This window comes from Desulfitibacter alkalitolerans DSM 16504, assembly GCF_000620305.1.
In the GTDB taxonomy this organism is placed as follows: Bacteria; Bacillota; DSM-16504; order Desulfitibacterales; family Desulfitibacteraceae; genus Desulfitibacter; species Desulfitibacter alkalitolerans.
Window position 1 is genome coordinate 133,814 of record NZ_KK211100.1, and the last position, 23,217, is coordinate 157,030.

25 protein-coding genes are annotated in these 23,217 nt (G+C 36.8%); all 25 read right to left on the reverse strand.

The annotated features are described in order from the left end of the window. Positions 1-171: 171 nt before the first annotated feature. A complete protein-coding gene (locus K364_RS0106265) occupies positions 172-1,836 on the reverse strand; it encodes a ribonuclease J (RefSeq protein ID WP_028307303.1) in 1,665 nt (554 codons plus the stop codon). Positions 1,837-2,311: 475 nt separating this feature from the next. Further along, positions 2,312-3,202: a 4-hydroxy-tetrahydrodipicolinate synthase gene (gene dapA / locus K364_RS0106270; RefSeq protein WP_028307304.1), complete on the reverse strand. Its 891-nt coding sequence runs from the start codon at positions 3,200-3,202 to the stop codon at positions 2,312-2,314. Positions 3,203-3,266: 64 nt separating this feature from the next. Then, positions 3,267-4,481, reverse strand: a complete 1,215-nt coding sequence (gene dapG, locus K364_RS0106275; protein WP_028307305.1) for an aspartate kinase — start codon at positions 4,479-4,481, stop codon at positions 3,267-3,269. Between the two features lie 15 nt (positions 4,482-4,496). Further along, positions 4,497-5,501 carry an aspartate-semialdehyde dehydrogenase gene (locus K364_RS0106280; RefSeq protein ID WP_028307306.1) on the reverse strand — a complete coding sequence of 335 codons (1,005 nt, stop codon included), beginning with the start codon at positions 5,499-5,501 and terminating at the stop codon, positions 4,497-4,499. A 24-nt stretch (positions 5,502-5,525) separates the two neighbouring features. Next, the gene (locus tag K364_RS0106285; protein WP_028307307.1) at positions 5,526-6,116 is read right to left on the reverse strand and encodes a dipicolinate synthase subunit B; all 591 of its coding nucleotides are present in this window, start codon (positions 6,114-6,116) and stop codon (positions 5,526-5,528) included. Beyond that, positions 6,106-7,038, reverse strand: a complete 933-nt coding sequence (gene dpsA, locus K364_RS0106290; RefSeq protein WP_028307308.1) for a dipicolinate synthase subunit DpsA — start codon at positions 7,036-7,038, stop codon at positions 6,106-6,108. Before dpsA ends, K364_RS0106285 begins: the two co-directional genes overlap by 11 nt. Positions 7,039-7,106: 68 nt before the next feature. After that, on the reverse strand, positions 7,107-7,880 hold the full coding sequence (dapB, locus tag K364_RS0106295; RefSeq protein WP_028307309.1) for a 4-hydroxy-tetrahydrodipicolinate reductase: 774 nt from the start codon (positions 7,878-7,880) through the stop codon (positions 7,107-7,109). Positions 7,881-8,089: 209 nt separating this feature from the next. Beyond that, complete coding sequence (locus tag K364_RS0106300) at positions 8,090-8,350, reverse strand: YlmC/YmxH family sporulation protein (protein ID WP_028307310.1); 261 nt, start codon at positions 8,348-8,350, stop codon at positions 8,090-8,092. A 7-nt stretch (positions 8,351-8,357) separates the two neighbouring features. Continuing rightward, positions 8,358-8,687 (reverse strand): hypothetical protein, encoded by a 330-nt coding sequence (locus K364_RS0106305; protein WP_035268296.1) that lies wholly within the window; start codon positions 8,685-8,687, stop codon positions 8,358-8,360. A 90-nt stretch (positions 8,688-8,777) separates the two neighbouring features. Further along, a complete protein-coding gene (dut, locus tag K364_RS0106310) occupies positions 8,778-9,221 on the reverse strand; it encodes a dUTP diphosphatase (RefSeq protein WP_051533836.1) in 444 nt (147 codons plus the stop codon). Positions 9,222-9,242: 21 nt separating this feature from the next. Then, positions 9,243-10,478 carry a M16 family metallopeptidase gene (locus K364_RS0106315; RefSeq protein WP_028307313.1) on the reverse strand — a complete coding sequence of 412 codons (1,236 nt, stop codon included), beginning with the start codon at positions 10,476-10,478 and terminating at the stop codon, positions 9,243-9,245. A gap of 90 nt (positions 10,479-10,568) precedes the next feature. Further along, positions 10,569-11,690: a D-alanyl-D-alanine carboxypeptidase family protein gene (locus tag K364_RS25470; protein ID WP_051533837.1), complete on the reverse strand. Its 1,122-nt coding sequence runs from the start codon at positions 11,688-11,690 to the stop codon at positions 10,569-10,571. Between the two features lie 31 nt (positions 11,691-11,721). Beyond that, positions 11,722-12,441, reverse strand: coding sequence for a polysaccharide deacetylase family protein (locus K364_RS0106325; RefSeq protein WP_028307314.1), 720 nt, complete (start codon positions 12,439-12,441; stop codon positions 11,722-11,724). Between the two features lie 130 nt (positions 12,442-12,571). After that, a complete protein-coding gene (pnp, locus tag K364_RS0106330) occupies positions 12,572-14,815 on the reverse strand; it encodes a polyribonucleotide nucleotidyltransferase (RefSeq protein ID WP_028307315.1) in 2,244 nt (747 codons plus the stop codon). A gap of 165 nt (positions 14,816-14,980) precedes the next feature. Continuing rightward, positions 14,981-15,250: a 30S ribosomal protein S15 gene (gene rpsO / locus K364_RS0106335; RefSeq protein ID WP_028307316.1), complete on the reverse strand. Its 270-nt coding sequence runs from the start codon at positions 15,248-15,250 to the stop codon at positions 14,981-14,983. A gap of 125 nt (positions 15,251-15,375) precedes the next feature. Further along, entirely contained in the window at positions 15,376-15,597 is a 222-nt protein-coding gene (locus tag K364_RS0106340) for a hypothetical protein (protein ID WP_028307317.1), read from the reverse strand. Positions 15,598-15,676: 79 nt separating this feature from the next. Then, the gene (locus K364_RS0106345; RefSeq protein ID WP_028307318.1) at positions 15,677-16,609 is read right to left on the reverse strand and encodes a bifunctional riboflavin kinase/FAD synthetase; all 933 of its coding nucleotides are present in this window, start codon (positions 16,607-16,609) and stop codon (positions 15,677-15,679) included. Between the two features lie 7 nt (positions 16,610-16,616). Continuing rightward, positions 16,617-17,501 carry a tRNA pseudouridine(55) synthase TruB gene (gene truB / locus K364_RS0106350; RefSeq protein WP_028307319.1) on the reverse strand — a complete coding sequence of 295 codons (885 nt, stop codon included), beginning with the start codon at positions 17,499-17,501 and terminating at the stop codon, positions 16,617-16,619. Positions 17,502-17,513: 12 nt separating this feature from the next. Then, positions 17,514-18,479, reverse strand: a complete 966-nt coding sequence (locus K364_RS23050) for a DHH family phosphoesterase (RefSeq protein ID WP_051533838.1) — start codon at positions 18,477-18,479, stop codon at positions 17,514-17,516. Beyond that, entirely contained in the window at positions 18,469-18,846 is a 378-nt protein-coding gene (gene rbfA / locus K364_RS0106360; RefSeq protein ID WP_028307320.1) for a 30S ribosome-binding factor RbfA, read from the reverse strand. The genes K364_RS23050 and rbfA overlap by 11 nt, the downstream gene beginning before the upstream one ends. 16 nt (positions 18,847-18,862) lie before the next feature. Beyond that, a complete protein-coding gene (gene infB / locus K364_RS0106365) occupies positions 18,863-20,965 on the reverse strand; it encodes a translation initiation factor IF-2 (RefSeq protein WP_028307321.1) in 2,103 nt (700 codons plus the stop codon). Between the two features lie 32 nt (positions 20,966-20,997). Next, positions 20,998-21,312: a L7Ae/L30e/S12e/Gadd45 family ribosomal protein gene (locus K364_RS0106370; RefSeq protein ID WP_028307322.1), complete on the reverse strand. Its 315-nt coding sequence runs from the start codon at positions 21,310-21,312 to the stop codon at positions 20,998-21,000. Beyond that, entirely contained in the window at positions 21,305-21,571 is a 267-nt protein-coding gene (gene rnpM, locus K364_RS0106375; RefSeq protein ID WP_028307323.1) for an RNase P modulator RnpM, read from the reverse strand. Before rnpM ends, K364_RS0106370 begins: the two co-directional genes overlap by 8 nt. A 17-nt stretch (positions 21,572-21,588) precedes the next feature. Continuing rightward, positions 21,589-22,680 (reverse strand): transcription termination factor NusA, encoded by a 1,092-nt coding sequence (nusA, locus tag K364_RS23055; RefSeq protein WP_051533839.1) that lies wholly within the window; start codon positions 22,678-22,680, stop codon positions 21,589-21,591. Positions 22,681-22,692: 12 nt separating this feature from the next. Then, complete coding sequence (gene rimP, locus K364_RS0106385; RefSeq protein ID WP_028307324.1) at positions 22,693-23,151, reverse strand: ribosome maturation factor RimP; 459 nt, start codon at positions 23,149-23,151, stop codon at positions 22,693-22,695. Between the last annotated feature and the right edge of the window lie 66 nt (positions 23,152-23,217).

Here is a 23,217-nt window from a genome sequence, read left to right on the forward strand (position 1 = left end):
ATCGGGGTTATTTGGATTAATATTAGGATTTGTATTTGGGTCACAGGTTAAGATTTCTGTTGGATTTTTAATAGTAAATTTATCGTTCATATTTACCCCCTACTTTTTTTACATCTATATGTAGTATACTTTTATGAAAAGAAAAAAATACATGGGTTTATCCATGTATTTTTATACCTCCATAAGTATTGGTAAAATCATTGGTTTCCTGCGTGTTTTTTCGTATAAAAATTTACTAAGTACTTCTTTAACATTGGATTTAATAGATGACCACTCAGTAATATTCTTTTGCCCACATTTCTCCAAGCATTGTTTAACTTTTTCCTTGGCTTCTTCCATTAATTCTTCAGATTCTCGTACATAAACAAATCCCCTGGATACAATATCTGGCCCTACAAGAACCTTGCCTGTTTGTTTGTCCAAGGTAACCACCATTATTAGTATTCCATCCTGGGACAACTGCTTTCTGTCACGCAAGACTATGTTTCCTACATCTCCTACACCCAAGCCATCAACCAAAACTCTACCAGCTTGAACCCTGCCTTTAACATAACCGGTTTTTTTATCTAATGTTATTATTTGTCCATTCTCTACAACAAAAATATTCTCGGCAGGAATTCCCATGGTCTTTGCAATTTCAGCATGCTTGATCAGCATACTATATTCCCCATGTACGGGAATAAAGTATTTTGGCTTTACAAGATTAAACATCAGTTTTAAATCCTCTTGACTGGCATGTCCAGAAACATGTATACCTGAGATAGCCTCATGAATAACTCCAGCACCAGCTTTATGGAGCTGATCAATTACTCTAGCTACCGTTTTTTCATTTCCAGGGATGGGAGTTGCTGATATTATTACAGTATCTCCTGGAATAATTTCTAAACGTCTATGATCATTCATAGCAATTCTAGTTAAGGCTGACATCGGTTCTCCCTGGCTGCCGGTAGTCATGATAACAACCTTATTTAAAGGCAAATTAATTACCTCATCAATATCTATTAAAGTATTGTCAGGTATATCCATATAGCCTAGTTCATGAGCTACATTTACAACATTTACCATGCTTCTACCTACCACAGCCACTTTTCGATCATACTTGTATGCAGTTGAAATAACCTGTTGTAAACGATGAACATGAGATGCAAAGGAAGCTACAATTATTCTCCCCTGGGAATTCCTGAATATTTCATCAAAGGTTTCACCAACAGCTTTCTCAGACATTGTATACCCTGGTCTTTGGGCATTTGTACTATCAGATAGCATTACTAGTACGCCTTTTTCTCCGATTTGGGATAGCCTTGCAAAGTCCATAACATCTCCGTCAACTGGAGTGTGATCCACCTTAAAATCTCCAGTATGCAAAATGGTGCCAACAGGTGTATGTACGGCTAAACCTATAGAGTCTGCAATACTGTGACTTACTCTAAAAAACTCTATCTTAAAGGCCCCTATATGGATATTATCTCTTGGTTTGATAATATTTAATTGGGCATTGTTGATACCACTTTCTTTGAGCTTGGTTTTTACCAATCCTAACGTCAGCTTGGTCCCATAGACAGGTACATCTAGTTCTTTAAGTATAAATGGTAAAGCCCCTATATGATCCTCATGTCCATGAGTGAGAATAATACCTTTTACTTTTTCCCTATTCTCTATTAAGTAAGTGAAATCTGGAATAACAACATCTACTCCCAGCATTTCATCTTCTGGAAAAGTCAGGCCTGCATCAATAACCATTATCTGCCCATTATACTGTATTACAAACATGTTCTTTCCAACTTCACCTAATCCACCAAGGGGTATTATATTCAATTTTTTTTCTTCATCTACCATCTTTTCACCTCCTGAATTTTTAGTTCCGGTCATAATATGACATGAAAAAGCACTACTTCAAATAGAGTAGTGCATAGCACAAGCCGCACAACAACTCCTTTTAAGATTATACTCAAATATATATATTTAAGCAAGTTTTACTAATTTCAATTATTAAATAGTATTTCCATGGTTATATATTTATAATCAGCTTAAAATAAAACAAAACTTGGCTTGCGCCAGTAGTTCTAGCATTTTTAATGCGTAGAAATACCAGTCCTCTAGGGCGCCAAGTCCTTGACGCTGGCGGTAGCCCTTATCTAGTGAATGACGAACTTAGACGTTCTAATGTCTGCCATGCAGCTTAGACGCTGCGTTTTAGACGACCACTATCTACCTTGTGGAACTTATACTTTCTGATGGTGGAACAATAATGAGGTAGACAAATATCTACCTCACCTGGTTTAATAATTTAGGCTGCACTAAATAATTTACATTATATATTTACTTTCCTAAACGCCTTTAACTCATCATAAATTAACTGTTTTTGCTTTGGGTCAACTTCCAGTAAGGGTAATCTTAAAGAACCAGCATTCAGACCTGTCATATTAACTGCTGCTTTAACAGGGGCAGGATTAGTTGTTATAAACATTGCTTTAAATACTGGCATGAGCTTGTAATGCAGCTCTCTGGCTTCTTGAAATCTACCTTCCATAAACAATGTAACCATTTCCTGTATTTCCCTGCCTATCACATTAGAAGCTACACTGACTACCCCATGACAGCCAAGGGATAACATGGGTAATGTCAATGAATCGTCACCACTATAGATTTTAAAATCTTCTGGAACCAGCATTTTTAGGCTGCTTATTTGATCCATATTACCACAGGCTTCTTTAATCCCAATAATATTATCAATCTGGGATAATTTTGATACTGTTGATGGTTCCAGGTTTGTTACAGTTCTGGATGGAACATTATACAATATTATAGGTAAGGATACTGCATTAGCAATGGCTTTGTAATGTGCATAAAGAGCATCCTGGGGTGGCTTGTTGTAATAAGGAACAACAAGAAGGATGCAGTCCACACCAAGCTTTTCTGCTTCTTTTGAGAGCTCAATGGAAGCTTTGGTGTTATTTCCACCTGTCCCTGCCATAATGGGTATTTTGCCTTTTAGTGCCGTTGTTACCTTTTCAAAAAGCTGCAGCTTTTCCTCAGTAGTCAAAGTAGGAGACTCTCCTGTTGTACCGGCAAGTAAAACAGTGTCTGTCCCCTCAGATGCAAGCCTTTCAGCTAACTTGACTGCCTGAACATAATCAACTTCCAATTTTTCATTAAAGGGCGTAATCATTGCAGTAATAACTTTTCCTAGATCAATTGACATCTTTTCACCGCCTTTTAAAATTATTAAGAGCAAAAAACAAATTATTATCGATAAGCAACAAAAGTTAATCAGTCATTATAAACTTTTTATGCAAAGCATTAACTGCCTTTTCCAGGTCATCTTCAGCAATTAAGCACCAGATGGAGGTATAAGAATCAGCCGATTGAAGGATCTCTATGTTTTCCTCAGTGAGAGCTTCAACAATCTTAGCAACAACTCCTGGTATACCTGTCATTCCAGCCCCTACTGTAGCAACTTTTGCACAGCCATCTTTTACCTCTACCTGTATATTTAAGTTTTCCAGAATCTTAACTGCTTTTTTTGCAACTTCAGTCTTTACAGTAAACAACAAAAGCTCTGGTAAAATATTGATAAAATCCACACTTATTCCTGCAAGAGCCAGGGAGTTAAATACCCTCCTTGCTAAAAATTCTTCTGAAACAGGAATTTTTATTTGAGTAATGCTGGTTGAATGGGTTATACCTGTGATAAGCCTGTCAGAAACACGAATTGCTCCTCTTTCAATTGTACCACCATTGGAGCTAATTAATGTACCAGGATTATCATTAAATGTACATTTAATTTTTAATGGTATATTCCTTTGCATTGCAATTTCCACTGCTCTTGGATGAACCACCTTTGCCCCCTCATATGCAAGCTGACATACTTCTGAATAAGTGACTTGCTCTAGGGTCTTGGTATTATTCACTAGTCTAGGGTCAGCTGTTTTAACTCCATCAACATCTGTATATATTTCTACAGCCTCAGCATTTAGTGCTACTCCAAGGGCTGCTGCAGTAGTGTCACTTCCACCCCTGCCTAAAGTAGTCACCTCTCCAGTTTCAGAAACTCCTTGAAAACCCGCTACAACAACTATTTTATCTTCCTGCAGCTCGCCAATAACCCTTTGTGGATCAATTCTTAAAATGGAAGCATTACCATGTTCTGTATCTGTAATAATACCGGCCTGCAAACCAGTTAAAAAGCAGCTAGGGTATCCCATATTTTTCAAACTGCTTGATAATAAAATTCCGGAAATTATTTCTCCACATGACATTAACATGTCCAGCTCTCTTAAGTCTACTTCAGGGCTTAATTCCTTAACCATATCAATAAAGGTGTCAGTAGCATATGGATCACCTTTACGTCCCATGGCAGACACTACAACAACTATGCATGAACCAGACTTTTTGGCACGTATTATTTTTTGAGCAACCATTGCTCTTTTCTCTGATGTTGCTACTGATGTGCCACCAAACTTTTGTACTAATATTTTCAAAATATACACCTCTTTTTATACAAGGCTTTTAGATACCAGCAGCTCAGCAATTTGTATAGCATTGGTTGCAGCTCCCTTTCTTAGCTGATCTGCAACAACCCAAAAGCTTAAACCATTATCAAAGGCCAGGTCTTTACGTATCCTTCCAACAAATACTTCGTTTTTATAAGAACAGTCTATTGGCATTGGATAGGAGTTCTGGGCAATATCATCCACAACAATAACTCCAGGTGCATTGCTGAAGCACTCTTTTGCCTGTTCTATGGTAATTGGTTGTTTTGTTTCAATAGTAATAGCTTCACTGTGACTGCGTAATACTGGAACCCTTACAGCAGTTGCACTTATTCTAATATCCTCATCATGGAGCATTTTCTTTGTTTCATATACCATTTTCATTTCTTCTCGTGTATAGTCATTTTCCATAAAACGGTCAATATGTGGAATTAAGTTGAAAGCTATTTGGTGCTGGAAATTTTCTGGAGCTATAGGCTCCTGGTTCAGCAGCTGCTTGGTCTGAATAATTAATTCATCCATGGCCTCTTGACCAGCCCCAGATACAGCTTGATAGGTGGAGACGATTACCCTTTTAATCCCTGCCCTATCATAAATGGGCTTGAGTGCAACTACCATTTGTATTGTGGAACAGTTTGGATTGGCAATCAACCCCTTATGCCAATCCACATCTTCAGGGTTAACCTCTGGAACTACCAGGGGGACATCAGGTTCCAGTCTAAAAGCACTGCCGTTATCAATTACTACTGCACCCATAGCAGCAGCAGATTTAGCAAACTCTATGCTTGCAGCTCCCCCTGCAAAAAGTGCAATATCAACGCCTTTAAAGGATATCTCCTTAGTTTCTTCGATCATTACTTTTTCACCTTTAAAATCCATTGTTTTTCCGGCAGAGCGTTTTGTAGCTAAAAGCTTTAAAGATTTAACCGGAAAATTTCGCTCCTCCAGAACTTCTAGTATGGTATTTCCAACTGCTCCAGTACCCACCAATGCCAAATTATAACCCAACTTTATTCCCCCTTTTATTTATATTTATTGTTTATATTGAAGTAAGATTGGCTGAATCTGCCTTCCTTGTAGTGCTTCTAGTATTGTTTCTTTAATTAAAGGAAAATGAGCTACTATGGACCTAGTCTTTTTCTGGGGACTATCTTGACCAAAGGGAACAATATAAATATTTCTCGTATTTAAAAGAATACCTAGATTTTTTGCATTCATACTTAATCCATCATTTGTAGAAATGGCAATTACAACTGGCTTTTGATTTCTAAGCTGTGCTTTTGCAGCCATTAAAACAGCAGTATCTGTAATGCCGTTGGCCAATTTAGCCAGAGTATTTCCTGTACAGGGAGCAATTATTAGAATATCTAAAAGCTTTTGAGGTCCTATTGGTTCTGCATCCACTATTGTAGATATTATTTTATTTGAGGTAATTTGTTCCATAGTCTTACGCCAAAATTCCGCCTTGCCAAACTTTGTGTCCTTCTGAAAGACAGCATGTGACATAATAGGGAGTACATTAGCTCCCTCATCTACAAGTGATTTAATGTAAGGCATTGTCTCATTAAGTGTGCAGTATGAACCTGTCACAGCAAAGCCAATGGTTAGTCCTTTAACAGACATTGGTGACACCTCCTCTACCCTTGGAAATATGATTTACTATTAATTCTGGGTACACAGATCCCAGAATATTTCCAGCGGTAACAGGTGCTACCCGACCCGGTAAGCCAGGGGCTAAATATGCTGTTATACCTAGTTCTTCAGCTGCATTATAATCTAGACCCCCTGGTGCTGAAGCTAAGTCTATTATTACACAGTCTCTATTTAAAAGCTTTAGTTTCTGCCTTGGTAAGATGAGGGAAGGAACCGTATTAAAAATTATCTCCATTTCTGGTAGTTTCTCGTCCATGTCCTCTAGCTCTACTAAATGACAGTTCATTTCCAGCGCCCTTGCAAGCTGTTCACTGCTTCTAGCAGCTACATAAGTATTAGCACCTAAACCCTTAAGCATTCTTGCTAAAGTAATTCCTACTCTACCAAACCCTATTACCATGCTCTTGCTGTTATGAATTGTTATTGAAGTCAATTCCATTGCTTTTGCTATTGCACCTTCTGCAGATGGAATAGAGTTTAAAATGGCAAAATCATTTAATTCTGCAGTCTCTATAAGACTAAAATTATATTTCTCTTTCAAGTTTAAAAGATAAGTTGAAGTCATACCAACTAACACAAGAATTTTTGGCTTAAAAGACATGGCAACTTCGTCATTAAAATAAAGTTTAGATTTTGAAGTGGATTTAACAAATCCCTGACTATCCACCCCCGGTATTGGTAAAACCATTACGTCAGTTTTTTTTGCAGGGCCAATCAAATCATTATGAAATTCCACTTTATTCATTTCTTTAAAGCTAAATCGAAGCTCATCTTTGTCAAAACCCACCAGCAAAAGTCTTGCATTATACTCAATTAATTTTTTGGCAAGATAAATATCTCTTCTATCTCCATACACAATAGTTATTGTAAGACCATCTAAGTTTTTACTCAATTTTCTCCCCCCTATCACTAATTGTCAATAACAATATATGATTTAGGGAGTATTTAGGTGAATACAATTTATAGCTCCAGCAAATTTTCCAGGCCGTAAATTAGCCCTTTACATTTCATGACTTTCTTTATGGCCAAAGCAACTCCTGGCATAAAGCTTGTCCTGTCATAAGAGTCATGCTTAATAGTCAGGGTCTGCCCCTGGGCTCCAAAAATGACCTGTTGATGTGCAATTAAACCGGTTAGCCTGACACTATGTATGGGAATATTATTAATTATCTCCCCCCTGGCAGGCGAGCTGTCATAAATTACCGGGGTGCTCTTTAAATTCCTGGCGATACCTTCGGCAGTTTTTAGTGCCGTACCAGAGGGAGAATCGGCCTTTTTGGGGTTATGCATTTCTATTATTTCCACTTCAGAAAAATGCTTTGCAATCTGCTTGGATATCTCCATCATTAATACAGCACCTAATGCAAAGTTTGGAGCAACCACTACTCCAATTCCCTTTTCTTCCGCTGATACATGTATCTGGTCCAAAGCTTCAGGCTTCAATCCTGTAGTTCCCACCACTACAGCTGCCCTTTCCTTCAATGCAATTAGGGTATTATCCAGCACAATTCCCGGATGGGTAAAATCCACCACCACCTGGGGTTTGCTTTCCTTAATAGCAGCCTTAAGATCATGTCCAACAAAAATATTGCTGGGCAAGCTGTAATCACAATTATGTGCGGTATCCACAATTGACACCAGCTCCAGGTCACCAGAGTTTTGTACCATGTTAACTACTTCTTTTCCCATTTTGCCAAATCCACCTACAACCAGTACACCTATTGGTTTTTCCAAATAAAACCTCTCCTTCAATTTGCTTTGTAATCTTATTTTTAGCATATTTATCGTGTATTATAAAACATTAAATTCCAGTTGGTGTCAAAAAAGACGATTTAAGCTAAATACTTAAACCGTCTTAATATTAAATTTTAAATATAAATTACCCACAAGTCAATTAGTACAGCCACTAAAATCAATATAATATTGGTAATTTCTCTTGTTTATCATGCTTTCATTCTTTGATATGGCCTATCTAACTCAACGATTATTACTTGATCGCCAATTTTTTTTATAGCTTCCCATGGAATAGCTAATGTGCTTCTTTCCCCAAAAATCCTTAAAAACCCATTAGGATTAGGTAATAGAATACTGTCAACATATCCACTATCTCCATCTATCATTAGATCTGAATCTCCAATTGTACCAAGTCTTGCTCCATCATATATATTGATTATTTCCTTACCCAACAAGTCACTTAATTTCATGATTCTATCACCTCTTGGTAAATTTTTTAGATATTCTTATTATAAAGGGTTGTGCTAGGGTTAGGATAAGTGCTATTCCCGCAATAGTATCAATCTCAACAGAGATTATTTTCATTGTTGAAGGTAACTCTAGACCTAAAAAGGTGGTCAGCATTAGCAGGGAAAGATATATACCCCCTGCAACTGCTACTAATTCAGCAAGTGCCTGTGATACTGGACTGGCTTTTATCTCTTCTGGCATGCCGGAAACTGATGAGGTTTTCATTTTCTGCTTTACCTTTTCACGAACTGCAAAACCAACCAAAACAATTATTAGTATCAACAATAGAATCTTCATATTATAGCCCTCCAAAAAATTACTTTTCATTAAGTTTTTATGATTGGATAAGCTATTATATTCCAATAAAAAAAGTGCAAATGTGCACTTTTAATATCCTGTATGTCCAAACCCGCCTTTACCTCTATTTGACCGGGTCAATTCATCTACCACTTCCATAGAAGCTGCTGCTACAGGGCAGAATACCATTTGGGCTATCCTATCTCCCCTATTAATTATAAAGGTTTCTCGCCCATGGTTTATCATAATTATTTTTATTTCACCCCTATAGTCACTATCAATTGTACCTGGACTATTTAGTAGTGTAATACCCCATTTTAATGCCAGTCCACTGCGAGGCCTTATCTGTGCCTCAAAACCCTGCGGTATTTCAAGTGCTAATCCTGTAGGCACCAATACTGTACTACCCGGCTCTACCTTCATGCTTTCTGCTATACAAGCATATAAATCTAAACCCGCTGACCCTGGGGTCATGTATTTAGGTAAGGGTATCCCTTGATATTCTATGGTTTTTACGTATACTTTAATATCCATATAACCACTCCAAAGTTAAAATTAACAACTTATATCCTTAGGGCCTACAGTTATAAGAGAATATTTATCTAAATCTGCTAATTGCTCATCTAACTTGTATATATCTTCTAGTGTAACCCTGGTTATGTTATTAATAACCTCTTCGGCAGTAATAATTCTATCATAAGTAATCATAGTCCTGCCTAACCTGCTCATCCTATGACTTACACCTTCCATATTAAGCAAAATATTACCCTTAAGTTGATTTTTAGAACGCTCCATTTCAGCCAGGCTTATTTCTTTTTTATTTAAGCTTTGAATTTGCCTATGCATTTCATTAATAATTTTTTCAGTATTCTTTGGAGCAGTACCAGCATAAATTACAAAGAGACCTGCATCACTATATACTGTTAAATATGAGTAAATAGAGTAAGCCAGCCCCATATCCTCTCTGACTGATTGAAAAAGTTTGGAAGAAATACCACCTCCAAGAAGGTTGTTAAACACCATTAAAGAATACAGGTCTTCACTTTTTTGATGTACACCTCTTGTTCCCAGGCAAATATGCATTTGCTCAATATCTTTGTCTTTAGAGTGCTTGACTGTAATAAAATCTGGCTTGGATTGTGCCTCCTTTTTTATCTCTTCATCTCCAACTTTCTCCAGCAGGATGCTTAGTTTTTCCTTTAATCTCTCATGGTTAAGATTTCCTGCGGCACTTATGATAATGTTTTTTGGAACAAAAAACTCTCTATAATAGTTCAAGATTTCCTTCCTGGTATACCCCGACACTGTTTCCTTAGTTCCCAGTATAGCTCTACCCAGAGAATGTCCATACCAGACCTGCTGTGTAAAAATATCATGAATAATTTCATCTGGGGTGTCCTCATACATCATAATCTCTTCGCAAACTACATTTTTTTCTTTTTTTATGTCTTCTTCCCCAAAGCATGAATTTAACATCATGTCAGATAATAGTTCTACAGCCAGGTCAATATCATCTTTAAGGACTCTGGCATAAATACAGGTATACTCCCTGCTTGTAAAAGCATTTAGTGACCCACCCACCATTTCCAATTCCTCAGCAATCTGTTTGGCCGTTCTCTTTTCTGTACCCTTAAATAGTAAATGCTCAATAAAATGAGTTATGCCTTGAAGGCTTTGTTCTTCATTTCTAGACCCAATTTTTATCCAAAATCCTATGGAAACCGAATTAGCATAAGGCATTTCCTCTGATACTAATCTAATTCCGTTTTTTAATAGTGATTCTTTTATCAACACAATCCTCCCTTTCTCGGCATTTATTCTTTTTCAATAAAAAACTTAAAAAACCTTTTTTTCTAATGAAAATTTAAAAACTAGGATTGCCTAGTTTTTTAAAAAAAGCCTATGAATTTTTTCAAATATATTCATTCTTTGAACAGCTTCCCTCCCAACAATGGGGACTGATTGAGTTTTCAGGTCATCAATGTATATTTCTAACTGGCCAAACTCTGTACCTTCAGAAGCAGGAGCATAGACATGATTATTAATATTTTTTTTAACTGTAATTTTACTGCCCTTTGGATAGACTTCAGTAATGCAGTCAGATAGATGTAAGCTTAACGAATCTTTTTGTCCATTTCTTACTTCAATATACCCCATAAATGTGTTTTTGGGTAAATTATAAATATTCCAGTTACTAAAGCCATATTCAAAAAGGCTAATAGCATCATTATACCTTGCCTTACTGTCAAGGACCACAGCTATTAGCTCTTTATCATCTCTTTGTGCAGATGCTATTAAGCATTGACCTGCAGCCCTGGTGGTGCCTGTTTTAATACCTGTGGCATATGGATAATTCCATAATAGTTTATTGGTATTCTTTATATATCTGGTTTCCCCAGACACAAATTTTAATTTATCCTCCTTAACCTGAACATATTCAGCAAACAATGCATTGTCCATTGCATATCTGCCTATTAACCCAAGGTCATATGCTGATGAAAGATGTTCCTTATCTGGCAGCCCATTTGTATTGTGGAAAGATGTATGCTCAGCCCCTAGAATGGCAGCCTTTTTATTCATAAGCATTAGAAATAGTTCTTCATTTCCTGCAATATACTCACCAATGGCATATGCTGCGTCATTTCCAGACTTAACCAGGGCACCTTTAATTAAATCACCAAGGTACACCTGTTGATTCTCCTTAAGATATATACTGGCCTCTCCAACCATAGAAGCTTCTTTGGAAATCGCAACAATATCTTCTATATTACCGAGCTCTAAACCTAAGATTGCTGTAACTACTTTAGTTGTACTTGCAGGATACAAAGGTTCATATGGGTTTTTTTCGTATAGAATTTTTCCTGTGCTGGACTCTATAAGAATAGCAGCCCTGGCTGTTATAAAAGGCTCATCTGCCAGGGAAGCTGTTGGCATGTACAAGATTAAAGCAATTATTATAAGACATCTTATGCAAAGTATTTTCAGACCATATAGATTCATCATTCTATTCCCTTCATGTCATTACTATGTGTGTTTATAGGATGTTTGATACTGTAGTTAACTCATACCCCTTTTCCTTTAAAGCTTTGATCATTATTGGCAGTGCTTTAGTTGTATTTTCTGTAGGATGCATTAACACTATAGCACCATTTTGAGCATTTTCTATAACCCTATTGGCTATAGCTTCTGCCGTCCTATGTTTTTGCCAGTCTATTGTGTCTATTGTCCAAAAGATTGTTTTATGCCCTAGTTCTCCTGCTGCATCTATAACATGCTGCTTTTTCTCCCCATAGGGGCTAGCAAAAAGCACTGTTTCTATACCAGTTAAATCTCTGATTATTTTTTGGGTTTTAATAATTTCTTGTTTGTTTTCTTCCTTGCTTAATTGATCTACATGTGGATGTGAATACCCATGGTTACCAATTTCATGTCCCTTTTCATGTATGAGTTTAATCATTTCAGGAAACCTGCTTGCCCAGTTGCCTGTTGGAAAAAAGGTAACTTTAATATTCTCTTTTTCAAAAATGTCTAACATGGGTTCAATATACTCCTCACCCCAGTCAATATTTATGGTTAATGCAATTGCTTTTTTGCTAGTATCTCCTTGATATATAGGTTTATGTAAAGTTTCTATGCTAACGGGCATTTCCTTTTGTTGGTAAAATCCATATAAACCAATAGAAGCAATTAATAAACATAGGATAAGAACGGCGCCCTTGCCCAACTGCCTTCTACTAATAAAACCAATAAACATTAACAACCCTCCCCAAGTAATTTATAATAATACTAATAGCTCTCTTAAAAAAATATATTCTTCCAGGGAGGATATATTCTCATAGAATGCAAGAAAACCATAAACCCCTATGCAGGCTTATGGTTAATCCTTAGCTTCTATTGTTATTTCTTTGGAAATGCCTTTTTTTTGGTCTTTCGGTTTTTTCACCTGAACTTCCATTACCCTCATAGCCTGGAAGAGCTTCCTTGCGGGATAGCTTCAGCCTACCCTGTTGATCAAAACCCGTTGCCTTGACCATGATTTGTTCTCCCTCTTTAACAACATCCTCAACTTTTTCTACTCTATTAATATCTAGCTGAGAAATATGTACCAAACCCTCTTTTCCAGGCAAACCCAATACTCCTTCAATTATCTCTACAAATGCCCCAAAATCAGTAACCCTTGTTACTTTACCCATATATATTTTTCCAATTTCAACATCTTGAGTTAAAGCAGTAATCAATTTATAAGCATTATCACCTGCATTACCATCTACTGCTGCAATAAATATTGTTCCGTCGTCCTCAATGTCAATCTTGGCACCAGTTTGTTCAACTATCTTCTTGATGATTTTGCCTCCTGGACCTATTATATCTCGAATTCTGTCAGGATCTACTTGCATACGCATGATTCTTGGTGCATATGGGGATAATTCAGGTCTTGGCTCAGGTAACACTTCAAGCATTTTACCTAGAATATGCAAACGACCTTCCCTGGCCTGTTCTAAAGCACCCTTTAAAATATCAACATTAATACCTGGAATTTTAATATCCATCTGTAATGCTGTGATGCCTTCACTTGTGCCTGCCACCTTAAAATCCATGTCACCCAATGCGTCCTCAACACCTTGAATATCAGATAGTACTTCTACATTGTCTCCTTCTTTAATTAATCCCATGGCTATTCCGGCCACCGGTGCCTTTATTGGCACTCCAGCATCCATTAGGCTTAAGGTACTTCCACAAACACTACCCATGGATGTGGAACCATTAGAACCAATTACCTCCGAGACTACCCTAATGGTATATGGAAAGCTCTCTTCTGTTGGAATTACAGCTTCAAGTGCCCTTTCAGCTAATGCCCCGTGACCTATTTCCCTTCTACCAGGGCCACGCATAAACCTGGCCTCTCCAACACTGTATGGAGGAAAATTATAATGATGCATATATCTTTTGGACTCTTCAACACCTAACCCATCAAGGACCTGTTCATCTCCAACCGCCCCAAGGGTAGCAACGGTTAGTACCTGTGTTTCACCCCTATTAAAAAGTCCTGTTCCATGGGTCCTTGCCAATATACCTACTTCACAGTTAATATGTCTAATTTCATCTTTTTTCCTGCCATCAATTCTAACCCCTGTTTTTATCATGGCTGTTCTCAAAACTTTTTTCTCGATTTTACCAATTAACTGTTTGATTGTTTTTATCAAATTTGGGTTTTCTATTAACTCCTCTGCATAAACCTCCTGAAGCTGTTCTATAATCTGATTCTTGACTTCTTTTGATCTCTTTTCTCTAGTTGCCTTATCCCAAGGTGTTGATGAAGCACTTTCAAATAATTCCTTTATCATGGGAAGGGCTATTTCCTCTACTTTAGCCTGGATACTATCATCTGGCTCCTCAACCTCAACTAGCTGTTTATCAACTGCCAAGCCCATTTCCCGCGCTTCCCTTTGGAAGTCCTCTATGAATTCAATTATTTTCCTAATACAATCATGGGCTTTTTCCATGGCTTCTAAAATAATTTCTTCACTGACTTCCTTGCTTCCTGATTCAACCATCATAATGCCATCTTTTGTACCCGCAACAACAAGGTGCAGCAAGCTGTTTTCCATTTCCTGCAATGTTGGATTTACTACAACTTGTCCCTCAATCAAACCAACTGAAGCTGCAGCTATTGGACCTAAAAAAGGTATTTTCGATATAGTTAGAGCTGCTGATGCACCATTAATAGCAGCAATATCGGGTGGGCAATCCTGATCTACACTAAGTACAGTAGCAACTATTTGCACATCATTTCGGTACCCTTCAGGAAACAAGGGTCTAATAGGTCTATCGATTAGCCTGCTGCTCAGGATGGCCTTTTCACTTGGTCTACCTTCTCTTTTAATAAATCCGCCGGGTATTTTGCCTACTGCATATAATCTTTCCTCATAATCAACAGTTAATGGGAAAAAATCAATGCCTTCTCTTGGCTCATCTGATGCGGTAACAGCTGCAAGTACACTAGTATCATTATATTTGACTAAAATCGATCCGCTAGCCTGTTTAGCTAGTTTTCCAGTTTGCATGGTTAGGATTTTACCACTGCCTAGATCTAATGACTTTTCTAAGAACTTATTTTCTAACGCCATTACTTCTACCTCCTTTATTGGCTAGTAAATATTTTTATGTTATGTCATATTTTTAGTTAACAGAGTATGTATATATTATGGTCTTTTAATATTATTTCCTGCTATGTTTTTTACAAACATTTTTAAAATAAATTTCCTAAGAAAAAAGAGCGAAATCCGCTCTTTTTATCGTCGTAATCCTAATTGTTCAATGATTTGAGAATATCTGTTGAAGTCTTTGCCCTTAATATAATTCAACAGACCACGACGCTTACCAACCATCTTCAAAAGACCTCTTCTAGAATGGTGGTCTTTCTTGTGAACCTTTAAGTGTTCAGTTAAATGCTGGATTTTAGCAGTCAAGATGGCAATTTGCACCTCAGGTGAACCTGTATCAGTTCCATGAACCTTAAACTTTTCTATAATTTCCTGCTTCTTTTCATCAATAATTGACATGTCCTTTCACCTCCTTCTATAACCTCCCCAGCCAAGAAAACGTCGGTGATTTCGATAATCCTAGCAAGGGATTCTAACAAATAACATTATAATCTAATTACCTTAATTAATCAACTAAATGATGATTATTTTCCAATTATGGTAATGACTATCCTTCCCGAAAGTGTATCCTTTACAACAAGATCAAAAAACCTGCCTGATTTTGCCATAAAACCTCTAAATCTTGTGGCAGTCTGGATTCTTCCAGGAATTCTTTTTGCCGCCAATTGAATATCTTCAAATTCAATTTTTGCTTGTCGATAGTCATTTAATCTCTTTTTTGCATGCTCGGTAATTACTATTCTCATCAGACTCGCCCCAAAAATAATTAAATTTCTTATCTTTCATGTAACCATTATATTCTTGGGGTATGTTAAGGGTACCTATTTAGTTTCCATGGAGCAAAATGGTTTTGGCTTTAGTAACATCCAGTGACAGCTGTTGTTTAAGCTCCTCAATACTACTAAACTTTTTTTCATCTCTAATTCTTTGAATAAAAGCCAGCTGAAGAATGTTATCATAAATACACTCTGAAAAGTCTAAAATGTGTGTTTCAATCTTTAAAATCTTTCCGTCAAATGTAGGTTTGCAGCCTATGTTAGTAACAGATTTATATTCATGACCATTTATCTTGGTGTATGTAGCATATACACCTTTCATTGGCAGTATAGTATCAGCTTCCACCAGCAGGTTTGCTGTAGGAAACCCTATTTTCCTGCCGATTTTATCTCCAGCCACTACTTTACCTTCAATAATTGGCCAATAACCCAGCATGCTTTTTGCAGAGATAATATCTCCCTTTTCTAAAAGTTTTCTTATTCTACTGCTGCTTATTGGTATATTATCATATCTGACAGGAGGTTCCCTATGAACCTTAAAGCCATACCTTTCTCCCAGTTCTTCTAAAACATGGGGATTGCCCCGGCCACCTTTTCCAAAACTAAAATTATATCCGACAAAAATCTTCCGGGGATTAAGATAGTACACTAGATAATCCTTCACAAATTCCTCTGGTGACCTCTGGGAAAATTCCTCTGTAAAGGGATGGTTGATTAAAACTTCAACACCACATTCCTTAAGCAGCTGTTCTTTAACCCTTGGAGATGTTATATAACCATTAAAAGAATCTGGAAAAAGCATTTGTTCAGGATGGGGTGAAAAAGTATACACTACAGCTGGTCTTTTATTGCTAACTGCTTCGCTAACACACTTTTGAATAAGCATCCTATGGCCCAAGTGCACCCCATCAAAATTGCCTAGGGACACATAGCTTCCATTTAATTTTAGTAATTCCTTAGAAAGGCTTCTGTACACCTGCATTGTTACCTCATTTAAATACTTTGTTTAATTTAATTATGCCGTCATGGTTTCTTCCCAATGCAACCAGTTTTTTTTCTGAGAATAGAGCAATAACTTTATCTGTGGAATCTGATTCAGTTTGAATTGGGCTGCCATTAAGCACTTTAGATAGTTCACTATCATTTAAAGTATACTTAATAAAGCTTTTATTATCAATTATTAACTCCAATGGACATATAAAATCATCCTTGTTTTTGTTGAACTTATCTTCAATTTCCTCTATTGTATGTGAGGAATTAATATTAAACAAGCCTGCCTGTGTCCTTACCAAAAAGGACATATATCCTACAGTATCAAGCTTACTAGCAATATCCTCACATAATGTTCTAATATATGTTCCTTTGGAACATTCCACATCAAATATGGCCTTACTTGTTCCTTTAACAGTATGGTGTTGAACCAGCTTAATATCCCTTATTTCAATCAGCCTTGCCTTTCTTTCCACAATCCTGCCTTCACGTGCCAGTTCATATAATTTTTTTCCCTGGTGTTTTATTGCAGATGTCATGGGAGGGGTTTGCAGGTGCTGACCTTTAAAACCCTCTAATACTTTTTCCAACTCTTTTTGACCGACATTAAAACCTTTCTTTTTTTCAACTATATCACCAAAGGCATCTCCAGTGGTTGTTTTTATTCCAAAGGTAAGCTCTGCTCGATATTGTTTATCTGAATCCAAAAGATACTCCAGGAGCCTGGTACCCTTGTTGACACCCAAAACTAAAACCCCGGCTGCTCCGGGGTCCAAGGTTCCAGAATGACCTATTTTTTTTTGACCCAGAATTTTTCTTGCTTTAACTACAACCTGATTGGAACTAATACCAGGAGGCTTTAATATATTAATAAACCCATCCATAGAGATCACCTGCTATATTAATCTTTCTTGCAAATATTCTATTATATTTTTAATCCCTTCATTTAGCTGGGTACTTAGGGTGCATCCCGAGGCCTTTTTGTGTCCTCCTCCACCAAAATATGAAGCAATAGCCTGTACATCAACATCAGCCTTTGCACGAAAACTAACCTTGATTTCATTAATACCTATTTCCTTAAACAATATGGCTACTTCTATACCTTTTATGGATTTTGGATAGTTAACAAAGCTCTCTAATTCTCCATATCCTACTTGCCACTTTTCCATAACTTCCCTGGTAGCAACAATATATGCAGCCTTATTATTGCATACAAATTTCATTGTAGATAGAACATCTACCAACAAACCAATACTGTTAGGGCTTTTATTTTCCCATAAATTAATTCGAATTGCGGAAAAATCTAAATCCCTTGTAATTAAATAGCCTGCCATAATAAAAGTCTTGGCCGTAGTATTGTCAAAGCGAAAACTGCCTGTATCTGTAACTATTGTTATATATAGAGCATTTGCAATATCTTTATCAATAGTTATATCCAATAATTTTATTAGATCATAGACAATTTCTCCCGTAGAGGATGCTGAAACATCAACATGGTTAATATCTGCAAAGTTGCTATTACCGGGATGATGATCTATGTTGATTGAAAGACGACAGTTTTTTCTATAAAAGTCCATTTGTGTGCCAGCTCTTTTCTCGTCTGCACAATCTAGAAATACCATGGTACTCTCACTATTAATAACAACTTCATCTGGTTTTCTTATATCATCTATTCCTGCTAAAAACCTGTATTCCAGGGGAATGTCACCATTAATAATAATTTTTATTGACTTTCCCATTTGTGATAACGCCTTAGCTAATGCAATTGAAGAGCCAACACTATCACCGTCAGGAAATTCATGGGATACAATTACTATTTCATTTGATTCAATAACAGCTTCTTTTATAAGATTAAGACTCATTTTGTTGTTCCTTTTCAGCTTCTTCAGTTGATTTAATCTTAGATAAGATTTGAGATATTTTTACCCCATGCTCTATTGAATTATCAATTCTAAAAAGAATCTCTGGAGCATACCTTAATTGGATGCGTTGAGCTATTTCTTTTCTAATAAAACCCTTTGCATTTTCTAGTCCCTCTAATGATTTTTTTTGTTGTTCTTCATTGCCTAGAGAACTGAAAAATATTTTTGCGTGTCTTAGGTCATTAGACAGCTCAACATTGGTGATAGTTATAAAACCAATTCGGGGATCCTTTACCTGGTGTTCAATAATAGCCGCTATTTCTTTTTTCATTTGTTCAGCAACCCTGGTAGTTCTCACTGATACCATTTTTACACCCCCAGTACTATAATTCCCTCTTAATTTCTTCATATTTGTAAGCTTCAATAATATCTTGTTCTTTGATATCATTAAAGTTTTCCACCCCAATTCCACATTCATAGCCTTGAGCCACTTCTTTTACATCATCTTTAAACCTTTTTAGAGAATCAATTTTCCCTTCGTGGATTACTACACCATTTCTAATGATGCGTACAAGGGCAGAATTTATGAATTTTCCGTCTGTAACATAGGATCCTGCTATGACACCTGCCTTGGGTACTTTAAAGGTAGCCCTTACTTCGGCTCTTCCAAGAACAACCTCTTTTATTTCAGGATCCAACAGCCCTGACATTGCTTTTTTAATATCATCCAGGGCCTCGTAGATTATCCTGTAAGTTCTTATATCTACCTGCTTAATTTCTGCTGCCTTTCTAGAATTTACATCTGGCCTTACATTAAAGCCAATAATAATGGCCCCAGATGCTGATGCAAGCATAACATCAGTCTCTGTAATGGCACCTACTCCGCCATGAATAATGACTATTTTAACTTCTTCAGTACTAAGTTGATGTAGTGACTGCTGCATGGCCTCAACAGAACCTTGAACATCTGCCTTTACTATTACATTAAGTTCCTTAACCTCACCAGCTTCCATCTGCTTGAAAATATCATCCAGGTTTACAGGACGTGACTTTTTAAGTTCTTCTTCACGTTTTTGATCCTTTATTTTACCCGCTAAATCCCTGATTATTTTTTCATCCACTACTCGGACTATTTCACCAGCTTCTGGTACATCAGACAAGCCTAATATTTCTACAGGTGTAGATGGACCTGCTTTTTTAATTCGTACACCCCGGTCATTAATCATTGCTCGAACTTTTCCAAAGGAAGCTCCAGCTATTAAACTATCGCCAACTGTAATTGTACCCTTTTGAATTAAGATGGTAGCTACTGGCCCCCTGCCTTTATCTAGTTGAGCTTCAATAACAATACCAACAGCCTCTCTATTTGGATTAGCCTTGAGTTCTTCCATTTCTGCAACTAACAGCACCATTTCCAATAAATGGTCTATACCCTGCTTCTTAGTAGCAGAAACCGGCACCATAATTGTATCTCCGCCCCACTCCTCGGCAACAAGGCCGTACTCTGTCAACTCTTGCTTTACCTTTTCTATATTGGCATTGGGCTTATCTATTTTATTAATTGCTACAATAATTGGAACCTTGGCCGCCTTTGCATGGTTAATTGCTTCAACTGTCTGGGGCTTAACCCCATCATCTGCAGCCACAACTAGTATTGCAATGTCAGTAGCCTGAGCCCCACGCGCTCTCATTGCTGTAAAAGCTTCGTGTCCAGGTGTGTCCAAAAAGGTTATTTTTCTATCGCCAACCTTTACCTGATATGCACCTATATGCTGGGTTATTCCACCAGCTTCTGTAGATACAACATTTTCGTTTCTAATAGTGTCCAGCAGAGAGGTTTTTCCATGATCAACATGTCCCATAACTGTAACCACAGGGGGTCTCTCTACTTGCTTGCTTTCATCTTCTGGTTCATCCTTTAGCATGAACAAGTCCTCTTCTACTTCCAAAAGCAAATCAACTCCATATTCTGATGCTAATATGGAAGCAGTATCGTAATCGATTTCTTGATTTATTGTTGCCATTAAACCCAGGCTAATTAATTTTTTAATAAGTTCAGTACCTGAAACACCTAAGTTGTCAGCTAATTCCTGGACAGCAATTTTATCCTTAATTTTCAATTCTTTAGGTCTACTCTCTGATGATATTATGACCTTATCTCCCTTTGCTTTGCTTTTTTTATTTTTTTTATTTTTAGGCGGTTTTGTCTTAAGCTGGGGCGTAAACTTTTTATTAGCAGGCTTACCCTCAGTTACAACCTTTTTTACATTGGCTTTAGGCTTTGCAGTTTCATCTTTTTCTTTAACCTTTGTTTCTTCCTTAGGCTGATTTATATTAAAATACTTAAGAATTTGTTCAATGTCTGCGTTTTCAACCATACTCATATGAGATTTAACTTCAACACCTATTTTATCTAAAGCCCACATAATTTCTTTACTGGATAAATTATATTCTTTAGCAACTTCATAAACTCTCATTTTTGTCATATAACCTTCACCCCCAAAATTTTACTTTTAAACTATAATACCTCGCCTCCTATCAGTTCCTTAATTTTTTGCGATATGTTTTTGTCAGTTAACGCCAAAACTGTTCTAGGAGATTTACCGATAGCTATTCCTAGGTTTTCTTTATTGCCAAATAATAGGTAGTCAATATTGTTATTAATAGCTTTACTGAGAAATTTTTTCTTAACTGCCTGGGAAGCATCTTGAGCAATAATCAAAAGGGTATACTTATGAAAATTACCCTTGCTTAGTAAAGTGTTTTCTCCAGAAACAATTTTGCCAGCCCTTTGGGCAATTCCTAAATAATTATATACTTGATTTTCATTCATTAAAGCCATGTTTCCTTAAATTCTCTATAACTTCTGGAGTTATGGTACAATTCAATGCCTTTTCCAAGCCTTTAGTTTTAATGGCTTTTTCCAGGCACTCAACTTTACCACACAAGTAAGCTCCCCGGCCAGCTTTTTTCCCTGTAGGGTCCACAATAATCTCTTCAACAGGTGTTCTTACCACTCTAGTTAAATTTCTCTTTTCCATTCTTTCTCGGCAGCCAATACACATACGTTGGGGTATTCGCCTCTTTTTCATCCCAGCCCTCCCCTTAGCTATGAATTACTGTTAAACAAATCATCATCTAAATATTCCGCAACTATTTCCTCATCCTTTGGAGCTAGACCTTGACTTTTAATATCAATCTTCCAACTTGTTAATTTTGCTGCCAGGCGGGCATTTTGCCCTTCCTTTCCAATGGCCAATGAAAGCTGATAATCTGGGACTACAACCTTTGCCACCTTATCCATCTCATTTACCTCTACTTTAACAACCTTTGCCGGACTTAAGGAGTTAGCTACATATTTCATTGGATCGTTACTAAATCTTACAATATCTATCTTTTCACCATTGAGTTCATTTACAATAGCCTGAACCCTCATACCCTTGGGACCAACACATGCACCAACTGGATCTACATTTTCATCATTGGAGTGAACTGATATTTTTGATCTTGAACCAGCTTCTCTTGCAATTGACTTTATCTCCACAATACCATCGTGAATTTCAGGAACCTCAAGCTCAAATAGTCTTTTCAGAAGGCCCGGATGGGTTCTTGACAGCAATATCTGGGGTCCCTTTGGTGTGTTTTTCACCTCTAAAACATAGGCTTTAATTCTTTCATTTTGAACATAGTTTTCACTAGGTATTTGCTCAGATGGAGCAAGGATAGCCTCAGTCTTACCCAGGTCAATAAATATATTTCCTGTTTCAATCCTTTGAATTTTACCAGTTACTATATCATTTTCCTTGTTTAAATACTCTTCGTAGATTATTCCACGTTCAGCTTCCCTTATTCTTTGTACCACAACCTGTTTTGCTGTCTGGGCTGCAATCCTTCCAAAGTTTCTTGGAGTAACTTCAAATTCTACTATGTCACCTATCTGGTAAATTGGGTTTATTTTTTGAGCTGCCTTCAAAGAAAGTTGGGCATTTTCATCTGTTACTTCCTCAACTACTTCTTTGCGTGAAAATACTATAAATTCCCCCGATGTTCTGTCTATATGTACCCTTGCATTTTGGGATGAACCAAAGTTCTTTTTATAGGCTGATAATAACGCTTGTTCAATTGCTTCAAATAAAATATCTGATGAAACACCTTTTTCTTTTTCTATATCATGTATGGCTTCTATAAATTCAATATTCATTTCAACCCTCCTTTAAAAGTCTACTGTTAAATTTGCGGAGGCTATTTTGTCCAATGAAATCTTAATATCCGTTCCATTTACAGTAAGAGTAATAATGCCTTCCTTAAATTCTTTCAACTGTCCAATAAATGTTTTTTGACCATTTATATCTTCAAATGTTTTAACCATAATTTTACTACCCAAAAATCTTAAATAATCCTTTTCTTTCTTTAGCGGCCTTTCAATACCTGGTGAACTAACTTCTAATATATAGCTTGTTTTAATAGGATCACTTTCATCTAATAGCTGACCAACTTCTTTGCTGATTAACTCACAATCATCTAGAGTAATTCCCTCTGGCCTGTCAATGAATACTCGCAAATACCATTCCTTGCCTTCCTTTACATACTGGACATCCACCAAGTCAAAGTTATTTCCTTGGATTATAGGCGTGATTAAATTTTCAATTTTGTTTGAGACATTTTGTGACATAACCTACCCCCTTTAACTTTACCTTAATATTTTAACATATTATGTATAAACATATACTCAGTGCAA

Excerpts from the sequence above, each read along its gene's own strand:
- rbfA (WP_028307320.1), bottom strand. The coding sequence starts at position 18,846 with ATGGTATCAGTGAGAACTACCAGGGTTGCTGAACAAATGAAAAAAGAA.
- K364_RS0106325 (WP_028307314.1), bottom strand. The coding sequence starts at position 12,441 with ATGTTTATTGGTTTTATTAGTAGAAGGCAGTTGGGCAAGGGCGCCGTT.
- K364_RS0106305 (WP_035268296.1), bottom strand. The coding sequence starts at position 8,687 with ATGAAGATTCTATTGTTGATACTAATAATTGTTTTGGTTGGTTTTGCA.
- rpsO (WP_028307316.1), bottom strand. The coding sequence starts at position 15,250 with ATGTCAATTATTGATGAAAAGAAGCAGGAAATTATAGAAAAGTTTAAG.
- truB (WP_028307319.1), bottom strand. The coding sequence starts at position 17,501 with ATGGATGGGTTTATTAATATATTAAAGCCTCCTGGTATTAGTTCCAAT.
- K364_RS0106265 (WP_028307303.1), bottom strand. The coding sequence starts at position 1,836 with ATGGTAGATGAAGAAAAAAAATTGAATATAATACCCCTTGGTGGATTA.
- K364_RS0106370 (WP_028307322.1), bottom strand. The coding sequence starts at position 21,312 with ATGAATGAAAATCAAGTATATAATTATTTAGGAATTGCCCAAAGGGCT.
- rimP (WP_028307324.1), bottom strand. The coding sequence starts at position 23,151 with ATGTCACAAAATGTCTCAAACAAAATTGAAAATTTAATCACGCCTATA.
- dapA (WP_028307304.1), bottom strand. The coding sequence starts at position 3,202 with ATGTCAATTGATCTAGGAAAAGTTATTACTGCAATGATTACGCCCTTT.
- rnpM (WP_028307323.1), bottom strand. The coding sequence starts at position 21,571 with ATGAAAAAGAGGCGAATACCCCAACGTATGTGTATTGGCTGCCGAGAA.
- K364_RS0106300 (WP_028307310.1), bottom strand. The coding sequence starts at position 8,350 with ATGAAATTAAGTGACTTGTTGGGTAAGGAAATAATCAATATATATGAT.
- K364_RS0106285 (WP_028307307.1), bottom strand. The coding sequence starts at position 6,116 with ATGTCTGTTAAAGGACTAACCATTGGCTTTGCTGTGACAGGTTCATAC.
- nusA (WP_051533839.1), bottom strand. The coding sequence starts at position 22,680 with ATGAATATTGAATTTATAGAAGCCATACATGATATAGAAAAAGAAAAA.
- K364_RS23050 (WP_051533838.1), bottom strand. The coding sequence starts at position 18,479 with ATGAGTCTTAATCTTATAAAAGAAGCTGTTATTGAATCAAATGAAATA.
- K364_RS0106345 (WP_028307318.1), bottom strand. The coding sequence starts at position 16,609 with ATGCAGGTGTACAGAAGCCTTTCTAAGGAATTACTAAAATTAAATGGA.
- K364_RS0106340 (WP_028307317.1), bottom strand. The coding sequence starts at position 15,597 with ATGAGAATAGTAATTACCGAGCATGCAAAAAAGAGATTAAATGACTAT.
- dut (WP_051533836.1), bottom strand. The coding sequence starts at position 9,221 with ATGGATATTAAAGTATACGTAAAAACCATAGAATATCAAGGGATACCC.
- K364_RS25470 (WP_051533837.1), bottom strand. The coding sequence starts at position 11,690 with ATGATGAATCTATATGGTCTGAAAATACTTTGCATAAGATGTCTTATA.
- pnp (WP_028307315.1), bottom strand. The coding sequence starts at position 14,815 with ATGGCGTTAGAAAATAAGTTCTTAGAAAAGTCATTAGATCTAGGCAGT.
- infB (WP_028307321.1), bottom strand. The coding sequence starts at position 20,965 with ATGACAAAAATGAGAGTTTATGAAGTTGCTAAAGAATATAATTTATCC.